This is a genomic window from Janthinobacterium fluminis, assembly GCF_028595325.1.
Lineage (GTDB): Bacteria > Pseudomonadota > Gammaproteobacteria > Burkholderiales > Burkholderiaceae_D > Janthinobacterium > Janthinobacterium fluminis.
Genome location: NZ_JAQQXR010000002.1, coordinates 142,363 through 167,783, shown reverse-complemented (window position 1 = coordinate 167,783; position 25,421 = coordinate 142,363). Strand labels below are relative to the sequence as shown.

Here is a 25,421-nt window from a genome sequence, read left to right as displayed (position 1 = left end):
CTCCTGATTAAAAAAATGAGGTACTTAGCACAAAACACTGGAAATTAGGCGGCCAGGACGGATTTGACCTTCGCCACGACGTTCTCGACGGTGAAGCCGAAATGCTTGAACAGCACGCCGGCCGGGGCCGACTCGCCGAAGGTATCGATGCCGACGACGGCGCCGTCGAGGCCGACATATTTGTACCAGAAGCCCGTCACGCCCGCCTCGATGGCCACGCGCGGCACGCCCTTCGTCAGCACGCCGGCCCGGTAGGCGGCGTCCTGGCGGTCGTAGACGTCGGTCGACGGCATCGACACGACGCGCACGGCGATGCCGTCGGCGGCCAGCGCGGCCGCGGCCGCCACGGCCAGCTCCACTTCGGAGCCGGTGGCGATCAGGATCGCCTGGGCGTTGGCGGCGTCTCTGAGGACGTAGCCGCCGCGGCCGATGTCGGCGATCTGCGCGGCCGAGCGTTCCTGGTAAGGCAGGTTCTGGCGCGAGAAGATCAAGGTCGACGGGCCGTCCTTGCGCTGCACCGCGGCGCCCCAGGCGACCAGCGATTCGACGGTGTCGCACGGACGCCAGTTGTCCAGGTTGGGGATCAGGCGCATCGACGAAACGTGCTCGACCGACTGGTGGGTCGGGCCGTCTTCGCCCAGGCCGATCGAATCGTGGGTGAACACGAAGATCGAACGCAGCTTCATCAGCGCAGCCATGCGCAGCGCGTTGCGGCTGTAGTCGGAGAAGGTCAGGAAGGTGGCGCCGAACGGGATGTAGCCGCCGTGCAGCACGATGCCGTTCATGATCGCGCTCATGCCGAACTCGCGCACGCCGTAGTTGATGTGGTTGCCCGGCTGGCCGGAACGCACGGCGACGCACTCTTTCCAGTTGGTCAGGTTCGAGCCGGTCAGGTCGGCCGAACCGCCGAGGAATTCCGGCAGCGACGGCGCCAGCGCCTGGATGGCGTTCTGGCTGGCCTTGCGGGTGGCGATGTTTTCCTTCTTCTCGACGCAGGCGGCGATGGCGGAGGCCAGCACGTCGTTAAAGGAGCTTGGCAGCTCGCCCTTCATGCGGCGCGCCAGTTCGGCCGCTTCGGCCGGGAAGGCGGCGCCGTAGGCGGCGAACTGGGCGTTCCAGGCCGCTTCGGCGGCGCCGCCCTGCTCTTTCGCGTCCCAGGCGGCGTAGACGTCGGCCGGCATCTCGAACGGCGCGGCGTCCCAGCCGATGTAGGCGCGCACGGCGGCGATTTCCTTGTCGCCCAGTGCGGCGCCATGGACCTTGTCGCCGCCCTGCAGGTTCGGCGAACCCTTGCCGATCACGGTCTTGCAGCAGATCAGCGTCGGCTTCGTGGACGTCTTCGCGGCGGCGATGGCGGCGGACACGGCGGCCACGTCATGGCCGTCGACGGCCGGGATGACGTTCCAGCCGTAGGACGCGAAGCGCTGCGGCGTGTCGTCGGTGAACCAGCCCTCGACCTTGCCGTCGATGGAAATGCCGTTGTCGTCGTACAGCGCGATCAGTTTGTTCAAGCCCAGCGTGCCGGCCAGCGAGCACACCTCATGCGAAATGCCCTCCATCAGGCAGCCGTCGCCGAGGAAGGCGTAGGTGTGGTGGTCGACGATGGCGAAGCCCGGGCGGTTGAACTCGGCCGCCAGCAATTGCTCGGACAGGGCCATGCCGACGGCGTTGGCGATGCCCTGGCCCAGCGGGCCGGTGGTCGTTTCCACGCCCGGCGTGACGTCCACCTCCGGATGGCCCGGGGTTTTCGAGTGCATCTGGCGGAAAGCCTTCAGGTCGGCCATCGTCAAGTCGTAGCCGCTCAGGTGCAGCAGCGCGTAGTGCAGCATCGAGCCGTGGCCGTTCGACAGCAGGAAGCGGTCGCGGTTGAGCCATTTCGGGTTGGCCGGATTGTGGCGATAGTGTCCGCTCCACAGCGCGACGGCGATCTCGGCCATGCCCATCGGCATGCCCGGGTGGCCGGAATTGGCCTGTTGCACAGCGTCCATTGCCAGCGCGCGGATCGCATTGGCCATCTTGGTCGTAGGGAGCGTAGATTTCATCGTGGTGTGGTCAATCGCGGAGTTTAAATGCGTTTTCAGTAGGGCTTGCTACTTTCGGAAGCTAAGTATTTTACCAGACCAAGAGTGTCCGAATTAAAATTGCGCGGTAAAGTAGCGCCCCCGCCGGCCGCCGGCCCGCCCCGTTTGCCCCATTTGGAGGCGGCGGAGCGGACCCGGCCCTTGTTACCACTGTCCAGGATTTTGCATGCCGCGTTTTTTCTGTCCCCAGCCGCTCACCCTCGGCGCCGTCATCGACCTGCCCGAAACGGTCGCCCACCACATCCACGTGGTGCGGCTGACGCCGGGCGAGGCCATCACCGTCTTCAACGGCGAGGGCGGCGAGTACACGGCCGTGCTGTGCAGCGTCGACAAGAAGCGCGCCAGCGCCGAGCTGAAGGCCTTCGCGCCGCGCGACGCCGAACTGCCCTACGCGGTAACGCTGGCGCAGGCCCTGCCGGAGGCGTCGAAGATGGACTGGATCGTCGAAAAGGCCGTCGAACTGGGCGTCGCCGCCGTCGTGCCGCTGGCGGCGCAGCGCTGCGTCGTGCGCCTGTCGGCCGAGCGGGCCGAGAAAAAACACGGACACTGGCAGGGCATCGTCGTCGCCGCGTCCGAGCAAAGCGGGCGCAACCGGCTGGCCCAGCTGGCGCCGCTGCACGACTTCCAGGCCTGGATCGCCCAGCAGGATCTGCACCGGCGCATCCTGCTGTCGCCGCGCGCCGAGCAGTCGCTGGCCGACTGGGCCCGCCACCAGCCGCCGCAGGCGCTGACGCTGATGGTCGGCCCCGAGGGCGGCTTCAGCGAGGCCGAGGAAAACGCCGCGCTGGCGCACGGTGCGCTGGCGCTGTCGATGGGCCCGCGCGTGCTGCGCACGGAAACGGCGGCGCTGGCCGCGCTGGCCGCGCTGAACGGGGCCTGGGGCGGCATGTAGGCGCCACCCCAGGGCCTAATAAAAAAACCCGCCGGCTCGCGCCCGCGGGTTTGTCGCATCCGGCGCAGGCGGAACATGCCGCCTGCGCCTTGCTGCAAGCTGTATCAGAACTTGTAGTTGTACTCGGCAGTCAGCTTCACCGAACGCGGCGCCGTGTAACTGATGACGCGGCCATACGTCGGCGAGATGTTGGTGCTGCTGTCGACGTTGTAAGTCTCATCGATGGTCTGCGCCGTTTGCTTGTTAAACAGATTGAAGACGTCGACCTTCAAAGTCAAGCCCTTGATCTGCTGCGGACGGAAGGCAACGTTCATGTCCAGACGCACATCCCACGGCAGGCGCCCCATGGTGCCGCGCGGCTGCGCCTTTTCACAGTAAAAATACACCGAACTGTAATCCACTTCGCCCGGCACATTCGGATTCCAGCCAAAGCAGTTGCGGGGGCGTCCCGAGGCCAGCAAGCCGTTCGCGCCAACCGTCCATTCCGGCGTCAGCTCGTAAAAGCCGAAGGCCTTGAACTGGTGCTCGCGGTCATTTGGCAGCAAGCCGTTGGCGCCGACCATCAACTCCGGGTTGTCCCAGGTGGACGTTGCGGCAACGTCGGTTTGCGCATTGTCCGAACGGGTTTGGCCTTCGGTGTTGCCCGTGCTACGCGACCAGGTGTAGTTGACGCGGCCATACCAGCCGTTGCGCATCGGATGCTCGGCGAACAAGTCGACGGCCGTATAGGTCCGCTTGGCCTTCTCGAAGCCGAGTTGCTCCTTGGTCAGCTTGATCTTCGTGTAATTCGAGCGCGTGTTGGCGAAATCGACCAGGAAAGTGGCGTCCTCGCCGGGGTTAAACGATGCGCACGTGAAGCCGGCATACTTGCTCCTATCAATGCCGTTACTGTCGGCGTAAGCGAGAATCAGGCGCGCATCGCAATAGTCGTCGATGGTTGCCTTCAACTGACGGTAAGTCGCTTTCGCGCCGAAGTTCAAGCTGGGCGAGAACGCTTTTTCAAAGCCCAGCGTGATTTCATCCTGGTAGGTGGCTTTGATATCCAGGGCCGTGACGGTCTTCGGATCCTTCGGTTGGCCCAATTCATTGTTGACCGAATAAGCAGGCGCCATCGCAATCAAGCCGGTAGGCTGGCCATACTGATCGGTGCCGGTATAGGTGAATCCTTGCCGTGTCAGCACCGAGGCGCTGCCGCCGCGCACGGCCAGATGGGTAGGAATTTGCAGCGCATACCGGCCGGCGCTACCAAACACTTTCATTGATGCGTCGCCGTGCACATCCCACACGCCGGACAGGCGGGGCGAGATGATGCTCTTCACTTCCAGGAAGGTTTCGCCGGCACCGTTGACGTTCTTGAAGCCTTCGTTGCGCAAGCCTGCCGTGATCAACACATCCTTGGTCGCCTGGTAGCGATCTTCGATGTATTGGGCGGTTTGCTCGGACTTGGCGTCCGTCAAGCTGTTTTGCAGGCGCTTGCTGACGTAGTAACCTTGCGCGGCCAACGGTCCGGCCAGCGGGTTGGCTCCCGTTGTCGTCGTGACGTCGCCCAAATGGACGGCCGATGCGCCGTCCGGCGCCTTGGCATAGCGCCAAATACCGCCGCCGCCGTAATAGTCGCCAACGCCGCTTGAAGTCAGCTTGTTATTATCCAGACCCGCGCGCAGCGTGTGGCTGCCCACTTTGTATTCGAGGTCCAGGCGGTTCGAGCGAATTTTACTGGTCGAATCGTTACTGGCGACGGTGTTGCTCAGCACTTGCGGGCTGCTGTAGTTGAGAAAATTACCGTTGGCATCCTTGGCCCTGACATTGCTATCGGCAATGATCTGGAAAATATCCAGCGGCGTCGAGCCGACCTGCTCGTAGCGGTTTGCGCCTGGCGTCTTGCTTCGCCCAAACAGCGCGTTGACGGTCAGCGCATCGGTCAGATTCCCCGTGTAGCGGAGAATTTCCGTATCGGCGCCAACTGACGGGCCATAGGCCGCGTTGTTTTTATAGTGCTGCGACGCCGTCGTGGCGCCGCGCGAGAAAGTGGCATAGTTATAGCCCGACAACTGGCGGTCTTGCTGCCCGGTGTCGCCCATCAGCGTCAACTCAAGACGGTGATCGTCGCTGACGTTCCAGTCGAACTTGGCCAGATAGCGCTCCACCGTGTCCTGGCGCGATTCCCAGCCCGTCATCGCGTTCGATGACGACGTGCTGGTGCCCACCGTGCTGCTGTCGGCGTTGGTGTTTTCCCTGTTGTTCTTCTTGGTTTCCATCGCGACAAACATGAACAGCTTGTCTTTGATGATGGGGCCGCCGAGGTAGGCGCCGTAGCTCTTTTCCGTTGTCCGGTTGGTGGAATTTTTCCTGAACAGGGTGCCGTCGGTTTCCTTATTGTCGGCGGCGCCGGTGAGCGGATAGTAACTATCCTTTTCCTTCGAGCGCAGGCCGTTCGGGGTGATGCTGGCGCTGACGCCGAATTCCCAGTTGTTGGTGCCGCTCTTCGTCGTGACGTTGACGACGCCGCCGACGGAGCGGCCGAACTCGGCGCCGAAGCCGCCGGTGAGGATTTGCGCCTGGGCGATCGCGCCGAACGGCAGTTCCGAGGCGCCCAGCTGGGTCAGCGGATTGGTCGTCGGGAAGCCGTTGATGTAGTAGGCGTTTTCCGACGCGCCGCCGCCGCCGAACGAGGCGCCGGCCGCGTAGCGGGAATCGGCGCGGGTGGTGTTCGGCGCCAGCTGGATGATGGCGTCGACCGTTTGGGCGATCGGCAATTTCGCCAATTCCTTGGCCGTGAACGTCGCGCCATTGTTGGAGTTGGACACGTCGATACGGTTGCGCCGGCCCGTCACCTGGACCGACTGCAAGGCTGCGGCGCCGAACGAGGCATCGACGCCCTGGCCGATGATGACATCGGCTTCGGTGCTGCTGACGACGGCGCCGTCGCGCACCAAATCGATCTTGTAGTGGCCGGTGGGCATGGCGCTGGCTGTATAGCGGCCAGCCGCATCGGGCGTCACCGAGCGCTTCGCGCCGGTGTCCGTGTTCAGCAGCACAACGGTCGCGCCTGCGGGCGACTCGACGCGGCCGAAAATCGTGCCGGCGGCATTCGACTGGGCCATCGCCGATGGCGCGACGGCAGCGCCCAACGCCGCGGCGCTGAACGCGATTGACAAAGCACGGACCAAAACTGTTTTTCTAAACATGTGATTTCCTATTCGTAAGGCTTTTCTGATAGAGAAGCTTGGGTAAATTTTCGGACTGAATCACGTCTCACGACACGTTGCTAGAAGGATGTTTCATTGCCATTTCAAGCCGCCGATAAGCGGGCCAGCCAAACGGATGCGATACAAAAATCGCCCCGACCGGTCACACATAGAAGCATGACGAAACAATCAGTGTCAACAATACGCAATGTTTTATGCACAGAAACAACACCAGTGCCGCCGGCAAACCGTATAAACGATTTTCCTCACCAATTCGGTGCGTCGCGCAGCGAATTATTTCCCTATCAAAAAACCAAGCACCCAGGCAAAATTCGCCTCGGTCAGGCGCCGCTCACCGGCCCGAGGTTTTTTTCGCGGCGTTTTCTTTGGCCTGGTGGATCAACCGCCCTTCCGCCGCGTCGCGCTGATTGCGCTCGTATACGGCAGCCTCCTGGCCCAGCCGACTGTGTAACTCTTGGTTGTTTTTTTCAACATAGGCGTCCGTCGCCCGCTTCCACGCCGCGTTCTCCGCGACGATCTGGTCGGCAATTTGCTGCGCCTCGGCGGCAATCCGCGCGTACGTCGTGCTGATGCGCGCACCGGCCCGCACGAACTCATCGTTGTTCATCAGCTTCAACAGGCCGGCCGGAATGGTGTTGGTCACAGGCATCGCGCCGTTCAGGGCGGCGGCGAAGCGGCCATAGCAATCGCGCCACGCGCCGACGGCGGCGTTGGTGGCCTGGATGTCGCCGTTGCTGGTAGAGACGGCCGGAATCACAGGACGAACACAGGCATGGCTGGCGTAGGAAACGGCCGCGCCGTCAAAGTGCGCGACGTAATAATCGATCTCGTTTTTCCGCGCGGCGCGCTCGCGCACCAGCGCCAGCGCCAGCGGCGCCTCCCGGTTGCCGGCGGCGGCGGCCAGGTTCAACCAGTCGGCCGCCTTGCCCGCGTCTTCCGGCGTGCCTTCGCCGAAACCGTACATCTCGCCCAGTTGCAACTGGGCGGCGCTGTGGCCCGCCTTGGCCAAGGCGCTGAAACCTTGAAAAGCGCGGACAAACTCCTTGTTGTCCCACAGCTTTTGCGCGTCGGCCAGCTCGTCGGCCAGGGCGGGGCCGCAGGCGGCGCACAGATAAAAGGCCAGCGAAAGTTTGCTCATCATGTCATCCTGTCGGTAAGGGAAAAGGTGGGGGGCGGACGCCGGCACGCAAAGCAGGGCAGCGCGCAACGCTTGGGCCTGCGGGCAATGTTGCCATATATGGCAAGCGAAATAATCACCAAATCACACGCGGCCCGCGCCGCCGCCCGCCAAATTGCGGCGGCGATCTGGCGGCCCCATTCGATGCGGGTAAAATAGCGTCCTCAATGCGGTCGGCTGCCTGGCGCCACCGCGCTCCAACTGCTGGCCTGCCGCCCCCCGGGCGGCACAGGAATTTTTCGGAAATACTGATCATGTTGCGACTCAACGAAGTAAAACTCCCGCTCGACCACGACGAGGCGGCCCTCACCGGCGCCGTGCTGGCGCGCCTGGGCATCGGCGCCGACGCGCTGCTCGGCTATACCGTCTTCAAGCGCAGCTACGACGCCCGCAAGCGCAGCGCCATCGTGCTGATCTACTCGCTCGACGTCGCCGTGGCCGACGAGGCCGCCGTGCTGGCGCGCCTGGGGCACGACGCCCACCTGGCGCCGGCGCCGGACACCAGCTACCGCTTCGTCGCCGGCGGCGCGCAGGCGGCCGGCGCCAGCCGCGCCGAGCGCCCCGTCGTCATCGGCACCGGCCCCTGCGGCCTGTTCGCCGCGCTGATCCTGGCGCAGATGGGCTTGCGCCCGCTGATCCTCGAACGCGGCAAGCAGGTGCGCGAGCGCACCGTCGACACCTTCGGCTTCTGGCGCAAGCGCGAACTCAATCCGGAGTCGAACGTGCAGTTCGGCGAGGGCGGCGCCGGCACCTTCTCGGACGGCAAGCTGTACAGCCAAATCAAGGATCCGAAGCACTACGGCCGCAAGGTGCTCACCGAGTTCGTCAAGGCCGGCGCGCCCGAGGAGATCATGTACGTCAGCAAGCCGCACATCGGCACCTTCCGCCTCGTCAAGATGGTCGAGCAGATGCGCGCCAACATCGAGGCGATGGGCGGCGAATACCGTTTCGAGAGCAAGGTCGTCGACATCGACATCGCGCCCGGCGAAGGCGCCGGCCAGGTGCGCGGCCTGACGCTGGCCGGCGGCGAGCACATCGCCACACGCCACGTCGTGCTGGCGATCGGCCACAGCGCCCGCGACACCTTCGAGATGCTGCATGCGCGCGGCGTCTACATCGAGGCCAAGCCGTTTTCCATCGGCTTCCGCGTCGAGCATCCGCAGTCGCTGATCGACAACTGCCGCTTCGGCCCCAGCGCCGGCCACCCGATACTCGGCGCGGCCGACTACAAGCTGGTGCACCACGCCGCCAACGGCCGCTCCGTCTACAGCTTCTGCATGTGTCCGGGCGGCACCGTCGTCGCCGCCGCGTCCGAGCCGGGCCGCCTCGTCACCAACGGCATGAGCCAGTACTCGCGCAACGAGCGCAACGCCAACAGCGCCATCGTCGTCGGCATCACGCCGCTCGACTATCCGGGCCATCCGCTGGCCGGCATCGCGCTGCAGCGCGAACTGGAGGAGCGCGCCTTCGCCCTGGGCGGCGGCAACTACGACGCGCCCGGCCAGTTGGTCGGCGACTTCGTCGCCGGCCGCGCCTCGACCGCCTTCGGCAGCGTGACGCCGTCGTACAAGCCGGCCGTGCACTTGACGGACCTGGGGCCGGCGCTGCCCGAGTACGCCACTGCGGCGCTGCGCGAAGCCTTCCCGGCCTTCAACAAGCAGATCAAGGGCTATTACCAGGCCGACGCCGTGCTGACCGGCGTCGAGACGCGCACCTCGTCGCCGATCCGCATCAAGCGCCGCGACGACGACCTGCAAAGCCTGAACACGCGCGGCCTGTTCCCGGCCGGCGAGGGGGCCGGCTACGCCGGCGGCATCCTGTCGGCGGCCGTGGACGGCATCAAGGTGGCCGAGGCCGTCGCGCTGGCGATGGCTAGCGCCTAGCACCGCGCGCCACGCGCAAAAAAAAAGCCGCCGCGACAAAAATGTCGCGGCGGCTTTTTTTTTTGCGGCAGCGGCGCCCATACCGGCGCGCCGCTGTTGCCCCCTTTAGAAGCGGTAGTTGGCCTTGGCGGTGAAGTAACGGCCCTTGCCACTGTGCATGCTGGCGTTGAAGCCGCCAACCTGCGTCGTGGTGCTGTTCGGGTCGTACGGCGCCTTCGCGTCCAGCAGATTCTGGATGTTAAAGCCCAGCGTCAACTGTTTCGAGTACGCGTAGCTGTACGCCATGTCCACCGTGGTCCAGCTGCTGACCGCGCAATCGCTATGGTATTTCGAGTACAGCGGTACGTTTCTCGGACGGCCGAACTCGCAGTATGCTTCCTTGTAAGGAATCACTTGGCCGGTTGCCTCGTCGGTGGCGTAGCGCGCCATCAACGACACGCCGGCGATGTAGTTCACGGTGCCGGTCAGGCTGTGCGCGCCAAACGACCAAGTCGTCGACAGGCTGCCTTTCAGGCGCGGCAGGTCGCCGACGCTGGTCGTATCGTTGCTGATGGCGCCATTGGTGCCGACCAGCTCATACATCGGATCGCCCTCGTTTTGCGCCTTCTTGTACGACAGCATGTAGCTGGCGTTCAGACGGCTGCTCAGCTTGCCGTACGCGCCCAGCGAATTGCGCATCGCCAGTTCCAAATCGATGCCGCTCGTGTCCGTGCTGCCGGCGTTGATGTAGGGCGTTTCGACGCTGACCAGCGGACCCGAGTTCGGGATCAGGACGCCTTGCGCGTCACGCAACCAGGTACCCTGGTTCGGGTTACGCTTGACGTATTTGGAGAAGTTCGGATTCTCAATGGCCGTCGAAGCGGACATCAGATCGACTTCCTTCTCTTTCTTGATGCGGTAGTAGTCGACCAAGATATCGATCGTGTTGATCGGCGAGAACACGACACCCAGCGTCAAGCTCTTGGCCGTTTCCGGTTTCAAGTCCTTGTTGGCCGCGGCGATGCCGGAGAAGCTGCGGTTGCAATCGAGGGAATCGCCACCGGGTTTGTCGCAGCGCAGCTTGTCGACATAGTTGTTGACGAAGTACTGGGTACTGCCGTTGACCATCTGGGTCAGCGACGGCGCGCGGAAGCCCGTCGAATAGGTGCCGCGCACGGCCAGATTAGACAGCACCGTCCACTTGGCGCCCACCTTCGGCGTGAGTTTGCCCTTGAAACCCTGGTATTTGTCGAAACGGCCGGCAAATTCCATCTCGAAGTTTTTCAGGAAAGGCGTGCGCAATTCGACGAAGGTCGAGCCGACGTTGCGGGAAGCGCTGGCGGTGGTGTTGGCGATGCCGATGATCTGGCCGCTCATACTCAAGGGGTCCGCGTTCAGGGTCATGGTTTCATGCTTCGCTTCCACGCCCACTGCCAGGCCGATCTTGCCGCCCGGCAGGGTGCCCACCTCGGTCGCGCCCTTCAAATCCCACTGGGTGATGGTGGAATCGCCGTCGAGCGTGATGTTACGGATCAGGTTGGGATCCTTGCTGATCGCGGCCAACGATACATTGTTTTTATACAATTTTTCGATGGTCGGCAGGTGCAGGAAACCCTTGCTGATCTGCGAACGCTCCGACTTGTTGTACAACAGGCCGGTATCCCAGTCCCAGTTGAAATGGCTGCCTTTGATGCCGGCCAACAGACGCGTTGCCGTGTTCGTGTTTTCGCTGCCGCCGACGCTATCGGTGAAGCGGTAGGTGACGCCCACGGCTTGCGGGCTGGCGCTGCCGTTGGTCGGGTTGTCCGGGTGGCCTACCGGCAAGATAGGCTGGAACGGCAAACCGGGGCCATTCGCAGGGAAGACCGTGGTCAAGCTACGGCCGCTGATGGTACGCGGCACGCCACGGTATTCCAGTTTGGAGCGGTTATAGGTCGCCTCCGTAAATGCCGTCACGGTCGAGGAGAGCTTGAACTCGGCGCGCACCAGGCCGCTGGCGGAATCGCTCTTGCCCTGGGCATCCTCAAAACTCGCGTTATCGAAATTACAGAACTTATTGCCGAACAAAGGATCGTTCGTTCTCATCGGCACCAACGCCGTCGAGCCCGTGCGGATTTGCGAAGGATCGCAACCGAGGTCGGCACCGGCATACTTGACGAAACTGCCATCGCCCGGCGTCGCTTCCTTAAAGAACACGGGGTACTGGCTGATGCCGCTGAAGTAATTGCTCAGACGGCCATTGATGGCGCGGTATTCATCCGTGCGCACACCGCGCGCGTCCTCGATCGAGGCGCGGCTGCGTTGTGTCAGGTCGACCGAGGCGAAGACGTTGTAGCCATCCTTGTCGAGGTCGCCGAAACCGTAGGCGCCGTTGACAGTCGAGCGGCCGAAGTTGCCGCGTCCGTCGGCGCTGGTGTTGGCCGACAGTTCGCCGCCGGTGAAGTCGCTGCGGGTGATGAAGTTGATCACGCCGGCGATCGCGTCGGAGCCGTAGACGGCCGAAGCGCCATCCTTGAGGATCTCGACGCGTTCGATGGCCGACAGGGGGATCGAGTTCAAATCGTACTGGGTCGACTGGCCGGAGTTCGGATCGGCGTAAGCGCTCGGGGCGATGCGGCGGCCGTTCAACAATATCAGCGTCGACGCCGAACCGAGGCCGCGCAGCGAAGCCGTGGCCAAGCCCTTCGAGAAGCCGCCGTCGCGGGCGTCAACCTGGTTGCTCGAACCGAGGGCCGGCAGTTTGCTCATCAGATCGGCGACGGTCACGGCGCCGGTCTGCTGGATTTCTTTTTTGGTAATCATTTGCATCGGCGACGTACCTTCGCTGGCCGCGCGCTTGATGTTGGAACCGGTAATGACAACCCGTTCGATTACTTCCTCTGCAGCCATCGCCGTGTGGGCAAAACCCACACAACCGATTAATGCAATGGCTTTCGCAATGATACTTTTCTGCATGTCTCACACTCCAAATAATTACAAAAATAGTCATTAAAATGTAAAATGATCGAAGCTGCGACCATCCGCCCGCACGGCGGCGGCGCACAAGCGTGCGCCGGGGGGCCGAGAAGGCCAATGGCGGGCCATATTCAGTCATTTGCGTTGTGCAATTGAACTGCCTGCCTGTTTGCCCGCCACTGCCCGACATCGGCGCCGCCGCTCAAGGCGGCGCGAAAAGGCAACTGGTGCGGCACGCGGCGCGCCGAATCGTTTGTCCGGCTTGGCAGCGGTGCCGATGCGCCATGCCCGTTTGACGGCAAAACGATACAACATTTCTTTTACACTCAACTATTATGAAGTCAGATGTCGCGGCGCGGGGAAGCGGCGATGGGGCGGGGCAAATCAAAAACGCCCGAACGGATTGATTATTTTGCGATTACGCAAATTAACGTTGAATATTTTGTCGCGATGCAGATATCCGTACGAATAATGTGACCGATTCACAACAATAACAATAAATTAAAGCAGGGATGACACCGCTGGTAAGCCGGAAAGCCGCTTCAGGCCGGCGGCAGCGGCAGGCGCACGTGGATGCAGCAGCCGCGCGCCACCGTGCTGTCGGCGGCGACCTGGCCGCCCAGCTGGTGGACGATGGTGTAGACGATGTGCATGCCCAGGCCGGAGCCGCCCTGCCCCCGCTTGGTCGTGAAAAACGGTTCGAACACGTGCTCGCGGATGCCCGGCGCCAGGCCGATACCGTCGTCGGCGAAGTCGAGCAGCAACCACGGCCCGTCGGTGCCGGCGACGACGCTGGCGCTGATCGTCACGCGCCCCGGCCCGCCGTCCGGATAGGCGTGCTTGGCGGCGTTCATCAGCAAATTCGACAGAATCTGCGACACCTTGCCGGCCGCCAGGCGCACCCGGCTGTCGGCGCCTATGCGCAGCTCGACCTGGATGGCCGCCTTGCGCAGCTCCGGGCTGTGGGCAGAGACGACGCCCTGCACGTAGTCGAGCAGCGCCAGCTCGGTGATATGCTCGGTGCCCTGGTCGACGGCCAGTTGCTTGAAGTTGCCGATCAGTTCGGCCGCGCGCGCCAGATTTTGCTCGACCAGCCCGGCCGCCGCCTTGACCCGGCCGGCCAGTTCGACCAATTCGGCGCGGCTGACCTTCTGCCCGTCCAGCGCCGCCAGCAGCCTGTCGGCGTAGCCGCTCAAGCCCGACGCGGCCGTGACGGCCACGCCGATCGGCGTGTTGACCTCGTGCGCGACGCCGGCCACCAGCGCGCCCAGCGCCGCCATCTTTTCCTGTTCGACGAGGCTGGCCTGGGCCGCGCGCAGCGCCTCGGTGCGCTGCGCCACGCGCAGTTCCAGCAAGGTCTCGCGGTCCTGGTGCTGCAGCTCGGCCGCGCCGCGGGCGGCGAAAATCGACAGCAGCGACAGCGCCAGCAGGCGCTTGTTCTCGTCGATCGCCTTGGTGTCGATGGCCGACAGGATGCCCAGCGTCTTGCCCTCGGTGTCGATCATCGGCATGCCGATATAGCTTTCCGCGCCCATGTCGACGAGCAGGGTGTCGAGCGGATAGTCGGCCTGGATGGCGCAGCCGTGGAAGCACATGGTCTGGTCCGTGACGTCCTGGCAGGGCGTGTGCAGCAGGCCGTATTCCATGTTCGGCAGGTAGTCGGCGCCGCCCCAGACGGCCAGCGTGCGGATGCCCTCGGTGCCGTCGGGCAGCGCGATGACGCGTCCGGCGATGACGTAGCGGACGTCGAGGGCGGCGGCCAGGTCGCGCACGAGAATGCGCAGGAAGTCGTCGCCGCGGACGCGCGCGGTCGAGGCCGTGATCGAGCGCAGCGCCGCCTCCGCCAGCGTGCGCCGGTCGCCGGCGTCGAACAGCGCGTCGCGCCCGGCGCCGCCGTCCCGGCCCTGGTCCTGTGGTTGCGGCTGATTTCTCACATCCATCATCGGCTCCTGCGCAGCGCGCCTCGGTTCATCGGGGAAAGGTGACGGCGCCGGCGCGCCCAAGCCGCATCAATTCACAGTAGCCGCGCAGCGCCGCGTCGAACACCGAAACCATCCTGGCGTGCGTCAACTCGGTCTTGTCGCGGTAGTCGTTGATGTCGTAATCGCGCAGGACTTTCTCGCGCGCCACCTGGCCCGGCTGGCCGGTGCGCAACACGATGCGCACGCTGCCGTTGCCCAGTTCCTCGCGGATATGGCGCACCAGGTCCAGGCCGGCATGTTCCGTCTCCATGACGACGTCGAGCAGGATCAGCGCGATGTCATCCCGCTGCGCCAGCGCGGCGCGGGCCTCGGCCGCCGAATAGCAGTCGGTAAACTGGATGGCGCGGCCGTCGAAGAAAAAATCGGCCATCACCAGGCGCGTCACCTGGTGCACCGACTCCTCGTCGTCGACGATCATCACCTGCCACGGCGGTGCGGCGGGCGCCGCCGGCGCCGCCTCTTCGTCCTCGAACAACATCTCGTCTGTCATCATGATCCTTCGCGCGCGGCCCGGGCGGGCCGATGGACGGGATGGCGCAATACTGTGCCTGCGTGACGATTGTACATCCAACCATTGTCGGAACTGTCACAACGGCGCGACATTTTCTACAGCCAGCCGGAGCGCTTGAAACGGTAGTACAGGTAGCCGGACACGCAGACCATGACGAGGACGGCGGCCGGATAGCCGTATTGCCAGTCCAGCTCGGGCATCATCTTGAAGTTCATGCCCCAGACGCCGGCGAAGGCCGTGAAGATGGCGAAGATCGCGGCCCAGGCGGCCAGACGCTTGTTGACCTCGCTCTCGTCGATGGCCACCATCGACAGATTGACCTGGATCGCCGTGCTGATCGTGTCGCGTATCGTGTCGAGCGTGCCGCTGATGCGGTGCAAATGGTCGTGCACGTCGCGGAAGTATTCCTGGGTGTCGCCGCACAGGGCCGGCACGCGCCCGCCGTGCAGCTTGCCGACGGCCTCCATCAGCGGCGCGACGACGTGGCGCAGCACCATGATCTTGCGCTTGAGCTGGTACAGGCGCTCGATGTTGTCGCGCTCGGCGCCGCGGTCGAAGATGCGGTCCTCGATCAGCTCCAACTCCGATTCGAGCGCGTCGACGACGGGGAAATAGCGGTCGACGACGGCGTCCATCAGCGCATACAGCACGAAGGCGGAGCCCTTGCGCAGCAGGTGCGGCTCGTGCTCGGCGCGGGCGCGCACGCCGAGAAAGCCCTGCGAGCTGTGGCTGCGCACCGACAGCACGTAGTTGGCGCCGACGAAGATGTCGACCTCGCCGAGGATCAGCTCATTGTCGACCAGCTCCACCGTCTGCACGACGGCGAACAGCGAATCGCCGTATTCCTCGATCTTCGGGCGCTGGTGGCCGCGGCGGGCGTCCTCGACGGCCAGCTCGTGCAGGCAGAACTCTTCCTGCATGGTCGACAGCTCCTCCGGCAGCGCGTCGCGCAGCGCCACCCAGACGAAGCAATCGGGGCGTTCGACGTAGTCGCTGATTTTCTCGACGGGGATGTCGGCCAGTTTTGTGCCTTCCTGATAGGCCACGCAGTTAATCAGCATACACAATCCAAGTGAAATCGGGGCGTCGCCCCGGCAAGCCGTGAGCTTACCTGATCGCAGCGGATTTGCGCAGTGCGCGAGGCAGAAAGGGATGAAAAACCAGGGGCACCAGGCCGGCGGCGGGCGGGACGGCACCGGGATCGGCGCCGCGCTATTGTGGGGGACTGACGCGGCCGCGCCGCGTCAATGGGCAAATTTGAGGACCAGGCCGGCGATGAGCGCCATTTGCAGGATGCCGACCGACACCACCCAGCGCATCATCTCGCTTTTTACGTCGGCGAATCCCTTGCCGTTTTTCGCATCCAATGCCGCAATCTTCGCATCCAATGCAGCAATCTTCGCATCCAATCCCGCAACCTTCGCATCCAGTTTGAAATCGAACGCATCTATACGCGCACTCAGTTTGGCATCCAGCGCATCTATCTTCGCATTCAGCTTGTCAGCCAGCGCATCAATTTTCGCGCCGAGCATGACGATATCCGCTTTGACGGCAGTGAATTCCTGCGACACATCCGGCTTGCTGGCGAAGCACTCGGCGATGCGGGCATCCTCTGCGCTGAACAGCTCGGCAAGTATGCTCGCCTGCACCTTCGCCTGCTCGCTGGGCACACCCACTTTCTCCAGGCGTTCGACGACCTGGGCCGTATCGAATGGCACTGCGTTCATCGCACACCTCCGTTACGGCATTCTACGGCGCTGTCAAACGCGCCGCCACGGAGGCGCGCCACTTTCCATGATCCAGATCGTCAGCGCCGCTAATCGTCCTTGGCGCCGGCGATGCCCAGCTCGGCGATCTTGCGCGTGATGGTGTTGCGGCCTATGCCCAGGCGCACGGCGGCGTCGTTCTTGCGTCCGTGGGTGTGGCGCAGCGCCGTCTTGATCAGCGCCGATTCGAACTGCCGCCCCAGCACCGCCATCACCTCCTGCTGCCCGCCGGCCAGCATCGCCGCGGCCTGCAATTCAAGCAGGCCGAGCCAGCCCGGCGGCGCGCCATTGCCGGACACGGCGTCGAACACGACGCCGCCGGACGCGTGCGGCGCCGCCGCCCCGCCCTCATGCGCCGCCGCCACGGCGGGCGGCGCGGCGCCGTCCTGCCCCTGGCTCAGCTCGGGCGGCAAATCCTTGATCTCGACGGTCTGGCCCGGCGCCATCACGGTGATCCAGTTGCACAGGTTCTCCAACTGGCGCACATTGCCCGGCAAGTCCAGCCCCGTCAGGAACTGCAGCGTCGCCTCGCTCATGCGCTTGGCCTCGACGCCCAGCTGGCGCGCGCTCTGCACCAGGAAATGGCGCACCAGAATGGGGATGTCCTCGCGCCGCTCGCGCAAGCTGGGCAGGCGCAGGCGGATCACGTTGAGGCGGTGGTACAAATCCTCGCGGAACAGGCCGTCGCGCACGCGCTGCTCGAGGTTTTGGTGGGTCGCCGTGATGACGCGCACATTCGCCTTCAGCGGCTGGTGGCCGCCGACGCGGTAGAAATGGCCGTCCGACAGCACGCGCAGCAGCCGCGTCTGCAGGTCGAAGGGCATGTCGCCTATCTCGTCGAGGAACAGCGTGCCGTTCTCGGCCTGCTCGAAGCGGCCGCGCCGGCTCGTCTGCGCGCCCGTGAAGGCGCCGCGCTCGTGGCCGAACAGCTCCGACTCCAGCAAGTCCTTGGGAATGGCCGCCGTGTTCAGCGCGATGAAGGGCTGCTGGGCGCGCGGACTGTGCTTGTGCAGGGCCCGCGCCACCAATTCCTTGCCGGTGCCGGACTCGCCTGTGATCAGCACCGTCACGTTCGACTGCGACAGGCGGCCGATGGCGCGGAACACTTCCTGCATCGCCGCCGCCTGGCCGAGGATTTCCGGGGTTTCGCTGGGGCCGGACTCGACGCTGGCTTCGCGCAGGCTCTCGTCGAGGGCGCGGCGGATCAGCGCGACGGCCTTGTCGATGTCGAAGGGCTTGGCCAGGTATTCGAAGGCGCCGCCCTGGAAGGCGGCGACGGCCGAGTCGAGGTCGGAAAAGGCCGTGATGATGATCACCGGCAAGCCGGGGAAGCGGCCCTTCACCGTCTGCAACAGCTCCAGCCCGGACGCGCCGGGCATGCGGATGTCCGACACCAGCACTTGCGGGGTGTCGAATTCGAGCGCGGCGATGGCGTCGCGGGCGTTGGCAAAACTCTTGGTGGCCAGGTTTTCCCGCGCCAGCGCTTTTTCCAGCACCCAGCGGATCGACTCGTCGTCGTCAACTATCCAGATTGGCTTCATGTATGTGTGCGTCCCGCAATATGGATTTCATCGGTGGGATACCGTCCCGGAAGCCTGCCGCGCCGCTCATGGCAGGGGCAGGACGATCCTGAAATCGGTATATCCAGGCCGGCTCTCGCACTCGATCACGCCCATGTGCTGCTGCACGAAGGTTTGCGCCAGCGTCAGCCCCAGGCCGCTGCCGCCCTCCCGGCCCGACACCAGCGGGTAGAAAATGCGGTCGCGGATCTGCGGCGAGATGCCCGGTCCATTGTCGATGATATGCAAGTCTAATGCCAGGTTGTGGCGGACCTTCGCCAGCGTCACCTGGCGCGCCACCCGGGTCTTGAAAACCAGCTCGGCGTCGCCGGCCAGTATGCGCTCGGACAGGGCCTGGGCCGCGTTGTGCGCGATGTTGAGCACGGTCTGTATCAACTGCTCCTTATCGCCGCGAAACTCGGGGATGGAGGCGTCGTAGTCGCGCAAGATCGTCAAGCCGCTGGGAAATTCGGCCAGGATCAGGCTGCGCACCCGCTCGCACACCTCATGGATGTTGACGTCGCCGACGATGTGCGGGCGGCGGTGCGGCGCCAGCAGGCGGTCGACCAGGGTCTGCAGGCGGTCGGCCTCCTTGATGATGACCTGGGTGTATTCGCGCAGCGCGCCCAGGTGCAGGGCCGGCAGCTCCAGCTCCAGCAACTGGGCGGCGCCGCGGATGCCGCCCAGCGGGTTCTTGATCTCGTGCGCCAGGTTGCGTATCAACTCCTTGTTGACCTGGCTCTGGTCGAGGATGCGCTCCTCGCGGTCCAGCTTGCGCTGCTGGACGTTTTCGCGCAGCTCGATGAGGATGGTGCCGTCGGCGTCGTCGAGCGCGCTGATGATGCTGTGCACATGCAGCGCCTCGCGGCCGGGCCGCGCCAGCGTCAAGTCCTGGCGCATGTCGGCGAACTTGTGTTCGAGCGCCTGGACGCAGACGCCGGCCAGCTCGTCGGGGTTGCTGAACAGCGCCGTCAGCTTCTGCCGCGACAGCGCCTTCAGCGAGCTCTCCAGCAGGTTCTCGGCGGCCGCGTTGGCGTAACTGATGCGGCCCTCGGCGTCGAGCAGGATCACGGCCGAGGCCAGCATGTCCAGGCCGGCCAGTTTATGGTGTACTGGTGTCATCGAATGTTCGCGATCTCGCGTTTCAGGGCCTCGACGTTCTTTTCCGCCCGGCCGATATTGTCCTTCATTTGCGCCACGCGCTCCTGGTACTTGGCGTAGTTGCGCTCGTTGCCGTTGCGCTCAGGCTCGCCGCCCTTGTACTCCAGGCGCAGCGCGGCCAGCTTGTGCTCCTCGGCCTTCAGCTCGTCGAGCAAAATCTGCCGCCTGTCATTGTCGCGGGCCCGCTGCTCGCCGCTCTCGACCTTGGGGAAATCGGCCGGCGTCACCGGCGCCGGCGCCGCGGCGCGCGGTGCGGCCGCGGCCGGCGCCGGCGCGGCCCGCTTCGGCGGCGCGGCTATCGCCCCCGGCAAATCGAGCAATTTGCAATTGCCCTTGCGGTTCTGGTCCGTCAACTCCTTGTGGCCGTTGGCGTCGACGCACAAAAAAATCTGTCCGTCGGCGCGCGCGTGCGCGCCGGCGCCCAGCGCCAGTGCGGCGGCCAGTGCTGCAATTTTGTGCATATTCAATCCGCTTGTCATCCCATTAGCTCAATCGCGGTGCGCGAATGCTTCAGTCTTCGCCGAATATACAACATCAATGAAAAAACGCGAGGAAAGCCGTGGCTCGCCTCGCGTTTCTTTTATGCCACAGCGCCGACAGCGGGCCGGCGCGCCGCCATTACAGCGAGTAGTACATGTCGAATTCGACCGGATGCGTGGTCATGCGCATGCGCTGCACGTCCTGCATCTTCAATTCCAGGTAGGCGTCGATCATGGCGTCGCTGAACACGCCGCCGCGGGTGAGGAACTCGCGGTCCTTGTTCAGGGCGTCCAGCGCTTCTTCCAGCGAGGCGCAGACGGTCGGGATCAGCGCGTCTTCTTCCGGCGGCAGATGGTACAGATCTTTCGAGGCCGCTTCGCCCGGGTGGATCTTGTTCTGCACGCCGTCCAGGCCGGCCATCAGCAGCGCGGCGAAGCACAGGTAAGGGTTCGCCAGCGGGTCCGGGAAGCGCGCTTCGACGCGGCGGGCCTTCGGATTGGCCACGTGCGGGATGCGGATCGAGGCCGAGCGGTTGCGTGCCGAGTAGGCCAGCTTGACGGGCGCTTCGTAGCCCGGCACCAGGCGCTTGTACGAGTTGGTGCCCGGGTTGGTGATCGCGTTGAGCGCCTTGGCGTGCTTGATGATGCCGCCGATGTAGTACAGCGCGAAGTCGGACAGGCCGGCATAGCCGTCGCCGGCGAACAGGTTCTTGCCGTCTTTCCACACCGATTGGTGCACGTGCATGCCGGAACCGTTGTCGCCGACGATAGGCTTGGGCATGAAGGTCGCCGTCTTGCCGTAGCTGTGGGCGACGTTCCAGATCACGTATTTCATGTTCTGGGTCCAGTCGGCGCGCTCGACCAGGGTCGAGAAGCGGGTGCCGATTTCATTCTGGCCGGCGCCGGCCACTTCGTGGTGGTGCACTTCGACGGGGATGCCCAGCGATTCGAGGATCAGGCACATTTCCGAGCGCATGTCCTGGAAGCTGTCCACCGGCGGCACGGGGAAGTAGCCGCCCTTGACGGTAGGACGGTGGCCGCTGTTGCCGCCTTCGATGTCCTTGCCGGTCGACCAGGACGCCTCGTCCGAGCCGATCTTGACGAAGCAGCCCGACATGTCGATTTTCCAGCGCACGCTGTCGAAGATGAAGAATTCCGGCTCAGGGCCGAAGAAGGCGGTGTCGCCCATGCCCGACGATTTCAGGTAGGCTTCGGCGCGCTTGGCGATCGAGCGCGGGTCGCGGTCGTAACCCTTGCCGTCCGACGGTTCGATCACGTCGCACTGCATGAACAGGGTGGTTTCTTCCATGAACGGGTCGATATTGGCCGTGTTCGGGTCCGGCAGCAGGATCATGTCGGACGCTTCGATGCCCTTCCAGCCGGCGATCGACGAACCGTCGAAGGCGTGGCCGGACTCAAATTTATCCATATCGAAATGCGACACGGGAACAGTCACGTGTTGTTCTTTACCACGGGTGTCGGCAAAGCGGAAATCAACGAATTTGACTTCGTTGTCTTTTGCCATTTTCAAGACTTCTGCGGCTGTCATTGCCATGCGTATCTCCTAAATGAATGTGGGGTGAGCCGACCAAGTATTCCTGGGTTGATCATGCTGCGCGAAGCGAACATTGCGTGCGACCAAAACTCAATGAAATGATAGCAGATTCCATGCCAGCCCCGACCGCACGGACGAATCCGGCGCCAGACGGGCAAACACTTGAAAATACAAGGATATGGATGAGCGCTCGCGTTATCGCGCACTATTTTGCGGCACATCAACAGTGCACTGAAAGGGTGCAAAAATCCATTATCGCACTGCGCTTGTGCATTTTTACGGAAAACGATGAAAATGCCACATCGTGGTGCGTCGACAGGGGCGCGCCGCCGCCGTCCGACACGCACTATAATGTCTACACCCCCCTCACTCCGACAGGAACACGCCATGAGCTTCGTTGCCGACATCCTGAGCGCCGCCCGCGCCCGCATCCAGCCCGCCGCGTATGCGGGCGCCGTCACACCGCAGGAGGCCCACGCCTTGCTGGAGGCCGATGCCGCGATCAAGCTGATCGACGTGCGCACCAACGCCGAGCGCGACTGGGTGGGCCGGGTGGCCATTCCCGACGCCCAGCACGGTGCCGTGCAGTGGAGCACCTATCCGGGCGGCGCCGCCAACCCCGACTTCCTGGCCCAGCTGGCCGCCGCGGCCGGCAAGAACGAGGTGCTGCTCTTCCTGTGCCGCTCCGGCGTGCGCTCGCGCCACGCCGCCAAGCTGGCGACGGAAAACGGCTACCTGCACTGCTTCGACATCCTCGAAGGTTTCGAGGGCGACAAGGACGAGCACGGCCACCGCAAACATGTGGCCGGCTGGTGCAAGGCCGGCCTGCCCTGGCTGGGCGCGTAAGGGCGGCAGGGCCGCGCCGGAGCGTATGCGCGGCACTGTTGTATTTTGCAATTAATTCCATTGAGAAATCTTACTTCTTAGACAATCTCGCCGCATAGTTCGGTACAATCTGCGCTTAACTTTTGGAGCGCGGCATGAGTATAGAAGCGGAGTCGATTGGCGCCCTGGTGACGGCCGGGCTGGCGGCCGGCGAACTGGAAGGCGATGGCGGCAAGGCCGCCGGCCACGCCGGCGCGCGGCACGGCGCCCGGTGCGCCAATTGCGCCACGCCGCTCGGCGGGCACTACTGCCACGCCTGCGGCCAGGCCGCCCACGTCCACCGTTCGCTGCTGCATCTGGGCGAGGAAGTCTTGCACGGCATCCTGCATTTCGACGCCAAGGGCTGGCGCACCATTCCGATGTTGGTGGCCAAGCCGGGCCAGCTGACGCGCCGCTATGTCGACGGCCAGCGCACCCGCTTCGTCTCGCCGCTGGGCCTGTTCCTTTTCATGATGTTCTTCATGTTCTTCGTGTTTTCCTACACAAGCGGCAACATCCATATGCATGCCCCCTCGACCGGGCCAGAGGCCGCGTTCCGCGCCAAAATCGGCGAGGAAATGGCGCGCCACAAGGCACAGATCAACAACGCCGAGGCGGCGCTGGAGCAGGCCCGCCTGGCCGGCGCCGACACGGCCAAGGCGCGCGGCAAGCTCGACGAACAACGCGCCGAGCTTGCCATGAATGAAAGAATACTGCGGGAATTTAACGGGCACCCCGCCAAAAAAACCGCCGCAACCCAGGAAGAGGAGCGGCGCGACTGGTCGGGCATCCTCACCACCGACGATCCGACCATCGGCCTGCCGCTGAAGCAGGCGCTGAAAAACCCGGACCTGATGTTGTACAAGCTGAAGAACACGGCCTACAAATTTTCCTTCGTGCTGGTGCCCATCACCCTGCCCTTCCTGTGGCTGATGTTCATCCGCCGGCGCGACATCACGATGTACGACCACGCCGTGTTCGCACTGTACTCGCTGTGCTTCATGTCGCTGCTGTTCAGCGCGCTGGCGCTGCTGACCAGCTTCGACCTGGACAGGCTGCTGCTGGCCCTGCTGTTCATCGCGCCGCCGCTGCACATGTATGCGCAACTGCGCGACACCTACGGCATCGGCCGCCGCGCCGCGCTGTGGCGCACCGCGCTGCTGCTGTGCGTCGTCAGCACCGTGTTCCTCGCCTTCCTGGCCCTGATTACCGTGCTCAGCGTAAAGTAAGGGGCTCGGCGCCGTCCCGCCATCACTCGGGCGACGCCTCGGCCGGACCGCCCGCCATCAGGCTCAACACCCGCTGGCGCACGAAATTGATGTGGCTGCGCAAGCCGTACAGACCGTCGGCGAACGACAGCGGGATCGACATCTGGTTGACCATTTCCTCGATCTCTTTGAGCCGCTGCAACTGCGCCGCGTAAATCTCGGCGCGGCGCTCCTGCGGCGCCGTTTCCAGCGCCTGCTCGACGCTGCGCAACTGGCCGTACCAGCGGTAGACGCGCGAGCGGATGCGCCACACATACAGCGGCGGCACCACCTTCGACAGCGGCAAAATCAGCGCGCCCAGCGCCACCACCAGCACCCACATGCGGTCGAAGAAATTGGCCAGCCAGAAGCTCATATAGCGCTGCAACATGGGCGCGCCATCCTTGTAGAACTTGGCCGCCTCGCGCGCCACGGGAATTTCCGTGTAGCGCGCCGACGGGAACTGCCCCTGCTGCTGGAACCAGCCGGTGCCGCCGTGGATCTGCGCGGCCGCCTGCACGAACAAATCGATCAGGGCCGGATGCAAGTCTTCGCGCGCCACCAGCGTCGCCGTCGGCGCGATCAACTGGTAATCCTGGGCCGGCAAGTCGCGCCCCAGGTCGACGATGCCGCGCGGCAGCGTCACATGGCTCAGGAAGGGCAGGCGCCGCGTGTAGGCCTCGGCCTGGGCAAAGTCGAACAGGCGGATGCCCGGCGTTTGCAGCAGCATCTGGATCAGCGGCGCTTCCGGCGCCGAACTGAACACCAGGGCGTCGATGCGCCCCTCCAGCAGCTCCACCGTGGCCGGGGTGTTTTCCAGCGCGCCTATGCCGAGGTCGCCGGCCTCGACGCCGTTCACCGCCAGCACCTGCTTGAACAGCCGCGGCACGCCCGTGCCCTCCGGCCCCAGATTGACCTTCATGCCCTTCAGGCCGGTCAACTGCGTGACGGCCTTTTCCTCGCGCATGAACAGCCAGAGCGGCTCCGTGAACAGGCTGCCCAGCGAAATCAAGCCCTTGCGCTCGGCCTCGGCCTGCTCGGTCGAGCCGCTCTGCACGAAGGCGATATCGACGGCGCCCTGGTTCAGGCGCAGCAAATTCTCCTGCGAGCCCAGCGAGGGCTGCGGCGCGACCTTGATGGCGTGCTTGGCCAGCGCGGCGACATATTTCTTGCCGAACTCGGCGTAAGCGCTGTTTTCCTGCCCCGTCGCCAGACTCACCTTGCGCGGCGGCGCCGGGTCGACCAGCAGATAGGCGATGGCGCACATGGCGGCGATCGCGGCCACGGTGGGGCCGGCGGTGACGAGCAAGTCGCGCACGGAAAAACGCGTGAACGTCAGAATTTTGGACATGGTATGGCGCATAGGTTTCATGGCTTGACACCATGCCAACAAATACGCAACTATGCAAGCCCGTTCAGGGCAGCGCGGCGGCGACAATTCAGGTACAGTGGAATAATGTTAATAAAACAGGAATGTTTATGTTAAAAATAATGGGCAAGGCATCCTCCATCAACGTCCGCAAAGTGCTCTGGACCTGCGCCGAAATCGGCCTGCCGTTTGAGCGCGAAGACTGGGGTGCGGGCTTTCGCTCGACGGGCGAGCCGGAATACCTGCGCCTGAATCCGAACGGCCTGGTGCCCGTCATCAAGGACGGTGACTTCGTGCTGTGGGAATCGAACACGATCTGCCGCTACCTGTGCGGGCGGCACGAACGCCACGACCTGCTGCCGACGGCGCCGCAAGCCCGCGCGCAGGTGGAAAAGTGGATGGACTGGCAGGCGGGCGAACTGAACAACTCCTGGCGCTACGCCTTCATGGCGCTGGTGCGCGACAGCCCGCAACACCGCAACGCGGCCGACCTGGAAGCCGGCCTGGCCAACTGGGTCAAGCACACCGCCATCCTCGAACGCCATTTACAGAACGGCAGCGACTATGTGAGCGGCAACACCTTCACGCTGGCCGACGTCGTGCTGGGGCTATCCGTCAACCGCTGGTTCATGACGCCGATGAAGCGGCCCGACTACCCGGCCGTCGCCGCCTACTACGAACGCCTGAGCCAGCGCGCCGGCTTCATCGAGCACGGCCGCAACGGCCTGCCCTGAAACAGCCGGGGACAGACC

18 protein-coding genes are annotated in these 25,421 nt (G+C 64.3%); 5 read left to right on the top strand and 13 right to left on the bottom strand.

Annotated features, from left to right (window positions below; genetic code table 11):
• Nucleotides 1–44: 44 nt before the first annotated feature.
• Entirely contained in the window at nucleotides 45–2,042 is a 1,998-nt protein-coding gene (gene tkt / locus OIK44_RS06605) for a transketolase (RefSeq protein ID WP_273669938.1), read from the bottom strand.
• A gap of 205 nt (nucleotides 2,043–2,247) precedes the next feature.
• On the opposite strand from tkt, the gene OIK44_RS06600 reads away from it, so the two are divergent.
• On the top strand, nucleotides 2,248–2,973 hold the full coding sequence (locus tag OIK44_RS06600) for a 16S rRNA (uracil(1498)-N(3))-methyltransferase (RefSeq protein ID WP_273669937.1): 726 nt from the start codon (nucleotides 2,248–2,250) through the stop codon (nucleotides 2,971–2,973).
• 104 nt (nucleotides 2,974–3,077) lie between these two features.
• Here the strand turns inward: OIK44_RS06600 and OIK44_RS06595 are convergent, their stop codons facing one another.
• Together OIK44_RS06595 and OIK44_RS06590 are read right to left on the bottom strand one after the other, a co-directional pair.
• Nucleotides 3,078–6,077, bottom strand: coding sequence for a TonB-dependent receptor (locus OIK44_RS06595; RefSeq protein ID WP_273669936.1), 3,000 nt, complete (start codon nucleotides 6,075–6,077; stop codon nucleotides 3,078–3,080).
• A gap of 436 nt (nucleotides 6,078–6,513) precedes the next feature.
• A complete protein-coding gene (locus tag OIK44_RS06590) occupies nucleotides 6,514–7,323 on the bottom strand; it encodes an SEL1-like repeat protein (RefSeq protein WP_273669935.1) in 810 nt (269 codons plus the stop codon).
• 290 nt (nucleotides 7,324–7,613) lie between these two features.
• On the opposite strand from OIK44_RS06590, the gene OIK44_RS06585 reads away from it, so the two are divergent.
• Nucleotides 7,614–9,242, top strand: coding sequence for an NAD(P)/FAD-dependent oxidoreductase (locus OIK44_RS06585; protein ID WP_273669934.1), 1,629 nt, complete (start codon nucleotides 7,614–7,616; stop codon nucleotides 9,240–9,242).
• Nucleotides 9,243–9,347: 105 nt separating this feature from the next.
• Here OIK44_RS06585 and OIK44_RS06580 read toward each other — a convergent pair whose 3' ends face one another.
• From OIK44_RS06580 to glnA, 9 genes are all read right to left on the bottom strand, one after another.
• Nucleotides 9,348–12,110, bottom strand: coding sequence for a TonB-dependent receptor (locus OIK44_RS06580; RefSeq protein WP_273670351.1), 2,763 nt, complete (start codon nucleotides 12,108–12,110; stop codon nucleotides 9,348–9,350).
• Between the two features lie 608 nt (nucleotides 12,111–12,718).
• Nucleotides 12,719–14,116 carry a sensor histidine kinase gene (locus tag OIK44_RS06575; protein ID WP_273669933.1) on the bottom strand — a complete coding sequence of 466 codons (1,398 nt, stop codon included), beginning with the start codon at nucleotides 14,114–14,116 and terminating at the stop codon, nucleotides 12,719–12,721.
• A 28-nt stretch (nucleotides 14,117–14,144) separates the two neighbouring features.
• Nucleotides 14,145–14,651 carry a response regulator gene (locus tag OIK44_RS06570; RefSeq protein ID WP_273669932.1) on the bottom strand — a complete coding sequence of 169 codons (507 nt, stop codon included), beginning with the start codon at nucleotides 14,649–14,651 and terminating at the stop codon, nucleotides 14,145–14,147.
• 113 nt (nucleotides 14,652–14,764) lie between these two features.
• Complete coding sequence (gene corA, locus OIK44_RS06565) at nucleotides 14,765–15,730, bottom strand: magnesium/cobalt transporter CorA (protein ID WP_273669931.1); 966 nt, start codon at nucleotides 15,728–15,730, stop codon at nucleotides 14,765–14,767.
• A 183-nt stretch (nucleotides 15,731–15,913) separates the two neighbouring features.
• The gene (locus OIK44_RS06560) at nucleotides 15,914–16,396 is read right to left on the bottom strand and encodes a CCDC90 family protein (RefSeq protein ID WP_273669930.1); all 483 of its coding nucleotides are present in this window, start codon (nucleotides 16,394–16,396) and stop codon (nucleotides 15,914–15,916) included.
• An 89-nt stretch (nucleotides 16,397–16,485) separates the two neighbouring features.
• Nucleotides 16,486–17,976 carry a nitrogen regulation protein NR(I) gene (ntrC, locus tag OIK44_RS06555; protein ID WP_273669929.1) on the bottom strand — a complete coding sequence of 497 codons (1,491 nt, stop codon included), beginning with the start codon at nucleotides 17,974–17,976 and terminating at the stop codon, nucleotides 16,486–16,488.
• Nucleotides 17,977–18,042: 66 nt separating this feature from the next.
• The gene (gene glnL, locus OIK44_RS06550) at nucleotides 18,043–19,116 is read right to left on the bottom strand and encodes a nitrogen regulation protein NR(II) (protein ID WP_273669928.1); all 1,074 of its coding nucleotides are present in this window, start codon (nucleotides 19,114–19,116) and stop codon (nucleotides 18,043–18,045) included.
• The gene (locus OIK44_RS06545) at nucleotides 19,113–19,616 is read right to left on the bottom strand and encodes a DUF4124 domain-containing protein (RefSeq protein WP_273669927.1); all 504 of its coding nucleotides are present in this window, start codon (nucleotides 19,614–19,616) and stop codon (nucleotides 19,113–19,115) included. Before OIK44_RS06545 ends, glnL begins: the two co-directional genes overlap by 4 nt.
• A 157-nt stretch (nucleotides 19,617–19,773) precedes the next feature.
• Nucleotides 19,774–21,189 carry a type I glutamate--ammonia ligase gene (gene glnA, locus OIK44_RS06540; protein WP_273669926.1) on the bottom strand — a complete coding sequence of 472 codons (1,416 nt, stop codon included), beginning with the start codon at nucleotides 21,187–21,189 and terminating at the stop codon, nucleotides 19,774–19,776.
• A gap of 387 nt (nucleotides 21,190–21,576) precedes the next feature.
• Between glnA and OIK44_RS06535 the strand changes: the two genes are divergently transcribed.
• Together OIK44_RS06535 and OIK44_RS06530 are read left to right on the top strand one after the other, a co-directional pair.
• Nucleotides 21,577–22,035, top strand: coding sequence for a rhodanese-like domain-containing protein (locus tag OIK44_RS06535; RefSeq protein WP_273669925.1), 459 nt, complete (start codon nucleotides 21,577–21,579; stop codon nucleotides 22,033–22,035).
• 134 nt (nucleotides 22,036–22,169) lie between these two features.
• Nucleotides 22,170–23,282, top strand: coding sequence for a DUF3667 domain-containing protein (locus OIK44_RS06530; RefSeq protein ID WP_273669924.1), 1,113 nt, complete (start codon nucleotides 22,170–22,172; stop codon nucleotides 23,280–23,282).
• Nucleotides 23,283–23,304: 22 nt separating this feature from the next.
• Here the strand turns inward: OIK44_RS06530 and OIK44_RS06525 are convergent, their stop codons facing one another.
• Nucleotides 23,305–24,651 (bottom strand): TAXI family TRAP transporter solute-binding subunit, encoded by a 1,347-nt coding sequence (locus OIK44_RS06525; protein WP_273669923.1) that lies wholly within the window; start codon nucleotides 24,649–24,651, stop codon nucleotides 23,305–23,307.
• Nucleotides 24,652–24,779: 128 nt separating this feature from the next.
• On the opposite strand from OIK44_RS06525, the gene OIK44_RS06520 reads away from it, so the two are divergent.
• The gene (locus OIK44_RS06520) at nucleotides 24,780–25,403 is read left to right on the top strand and encodes a glutathione S-transferase family protein (RefSeq protein WP_273669922.1); all 624 of its coding nucleotides are present in this window, start codon (nucleotides 24,780–24,782) and stop codon (nucleotides 25,401–25,403) included.
• Nucleotides 25,404–25,421 lie beyond the last annotated feature (18 nt).

Coding starts and splice junctions, on each gene's coding strand:
- tkt (WP_273669938.1), bottom strand. CDS start 2,042: ATGAAATCTACGCTCCCTACGACCAAGATGGCCAATGCGATCCGCGCG.
- OIK44_RS06600 (WP_273669937.1), top strand. CDS start 2,248: ATGCCGCGTTTTTTCTGTCCCCAGCCGCTCACCCTCGGCGCCGTCATC.
- OIK44_RS06595 (WP_273669936.1), bottom strand. CDS start 6,077: ATGGCCCAGTCGAATGCCGCCGGCACGATTTTCGGCCGCGTCGAGTCG.
- OIK44_RS06590 (WP_273669935.1), bottom strand. CDS start 7,323: ATGATGAGCAAACTTTCGCTGGCCTTTTATCTGTGCGCCGCCTGCGGC.
- OIK44_RS06585 (WP_273669934.1), top strand. CDS start 7,614: ATGTTGCGACTCAACGAAGTAAAACTCCCGCTCGACCACGACGAGGCG.
- OIK44_RS06580 (WP_273670351.1), bottom strand. CDS start 12,110: ATGGCTGCAGAGGAAGTAATCGAACGGGTTGTCATTACCGGTTCCAAC.
- OIK44_RS06575 (WP_273669933.1), bottom strand. CDS start 14,116: ATGGATGTGAGAAATCAGCCGCAACCACAGGACCAGGGCCGGGACGGC.
- OIK44_RS06570 (WP_273669932.1), bottom strand. CDS start 14,651: ATGATGACAGACGAGATGTTGTTCGAGGACGAAGAGGCGGCGCCGGCG.
- corA (WP_273669931.1), bottom strand. CDS start 15,730: ATGCTGATTAACTGCGTGGCCTATCAGGAAGGCACAAAACTGGCCGAC.
- OIK44_RS06560 (WP_273669930.1), bottom strand. CDS start 16,396: ATGAACGCAGTGCCATTCGATACGGCCCAGGTCGTCGAACGCCTGGAG.
- ntrC (WP_273669929.1), bottom strand. CDS start 17,976: ATGAAGCCAATCTGGATAGTTGACGACGACGAGTCGATCCGCTGGGTG.
- glnL (WP_273669928.1), bottom strand. CDS start 19,116: ATGACACCAGTACACCATAAACTGGCCGGCCTGGACATGCTGGCCTCG.
- OIK44_RS06545 (WP_273669927.1), bottom strand. CDS start 19,616: ATGCACAAAATTGCAGCACTGGCCGCCGCACTGGCGCTGGGCGCCGGC.
- glnA (WP_273669926.1), bottom strand. CDS start 21,189: ATGGCAATGACAGCCGCAGAAGTCTTGAAAATGGCAAAAGACAACGAA.
- OIK44_RS06535 (WP_273669925.1), top strand. CDS start 21,577: ATGAGCTTCGTTGCCGACATCCTGAGCGCCGCCCGCGCCCGCATCCAG.
- OIK44_RS06530 (WP_273669924.1), top strand. CDS start 22,170: ATGAGTATAGAAGCGGAGTCGATTGGCGCCCTGGTGACGGCCGGGCTG.
- OIK44_RS06525 (WP_273669923.1), bottom strand. CDS start 24,651: ATGTCCAAAATTCTGACGTTCACGCGTTTTTCCGTGCGCGACTTGCTC.
- OIK44_RS06520 (WP_273669922.1), top strand. CDS start 24,780: ATGTTAAAAATAATGGGCAAGGCATCCTCCATCAACGTCCGCAAAGTG.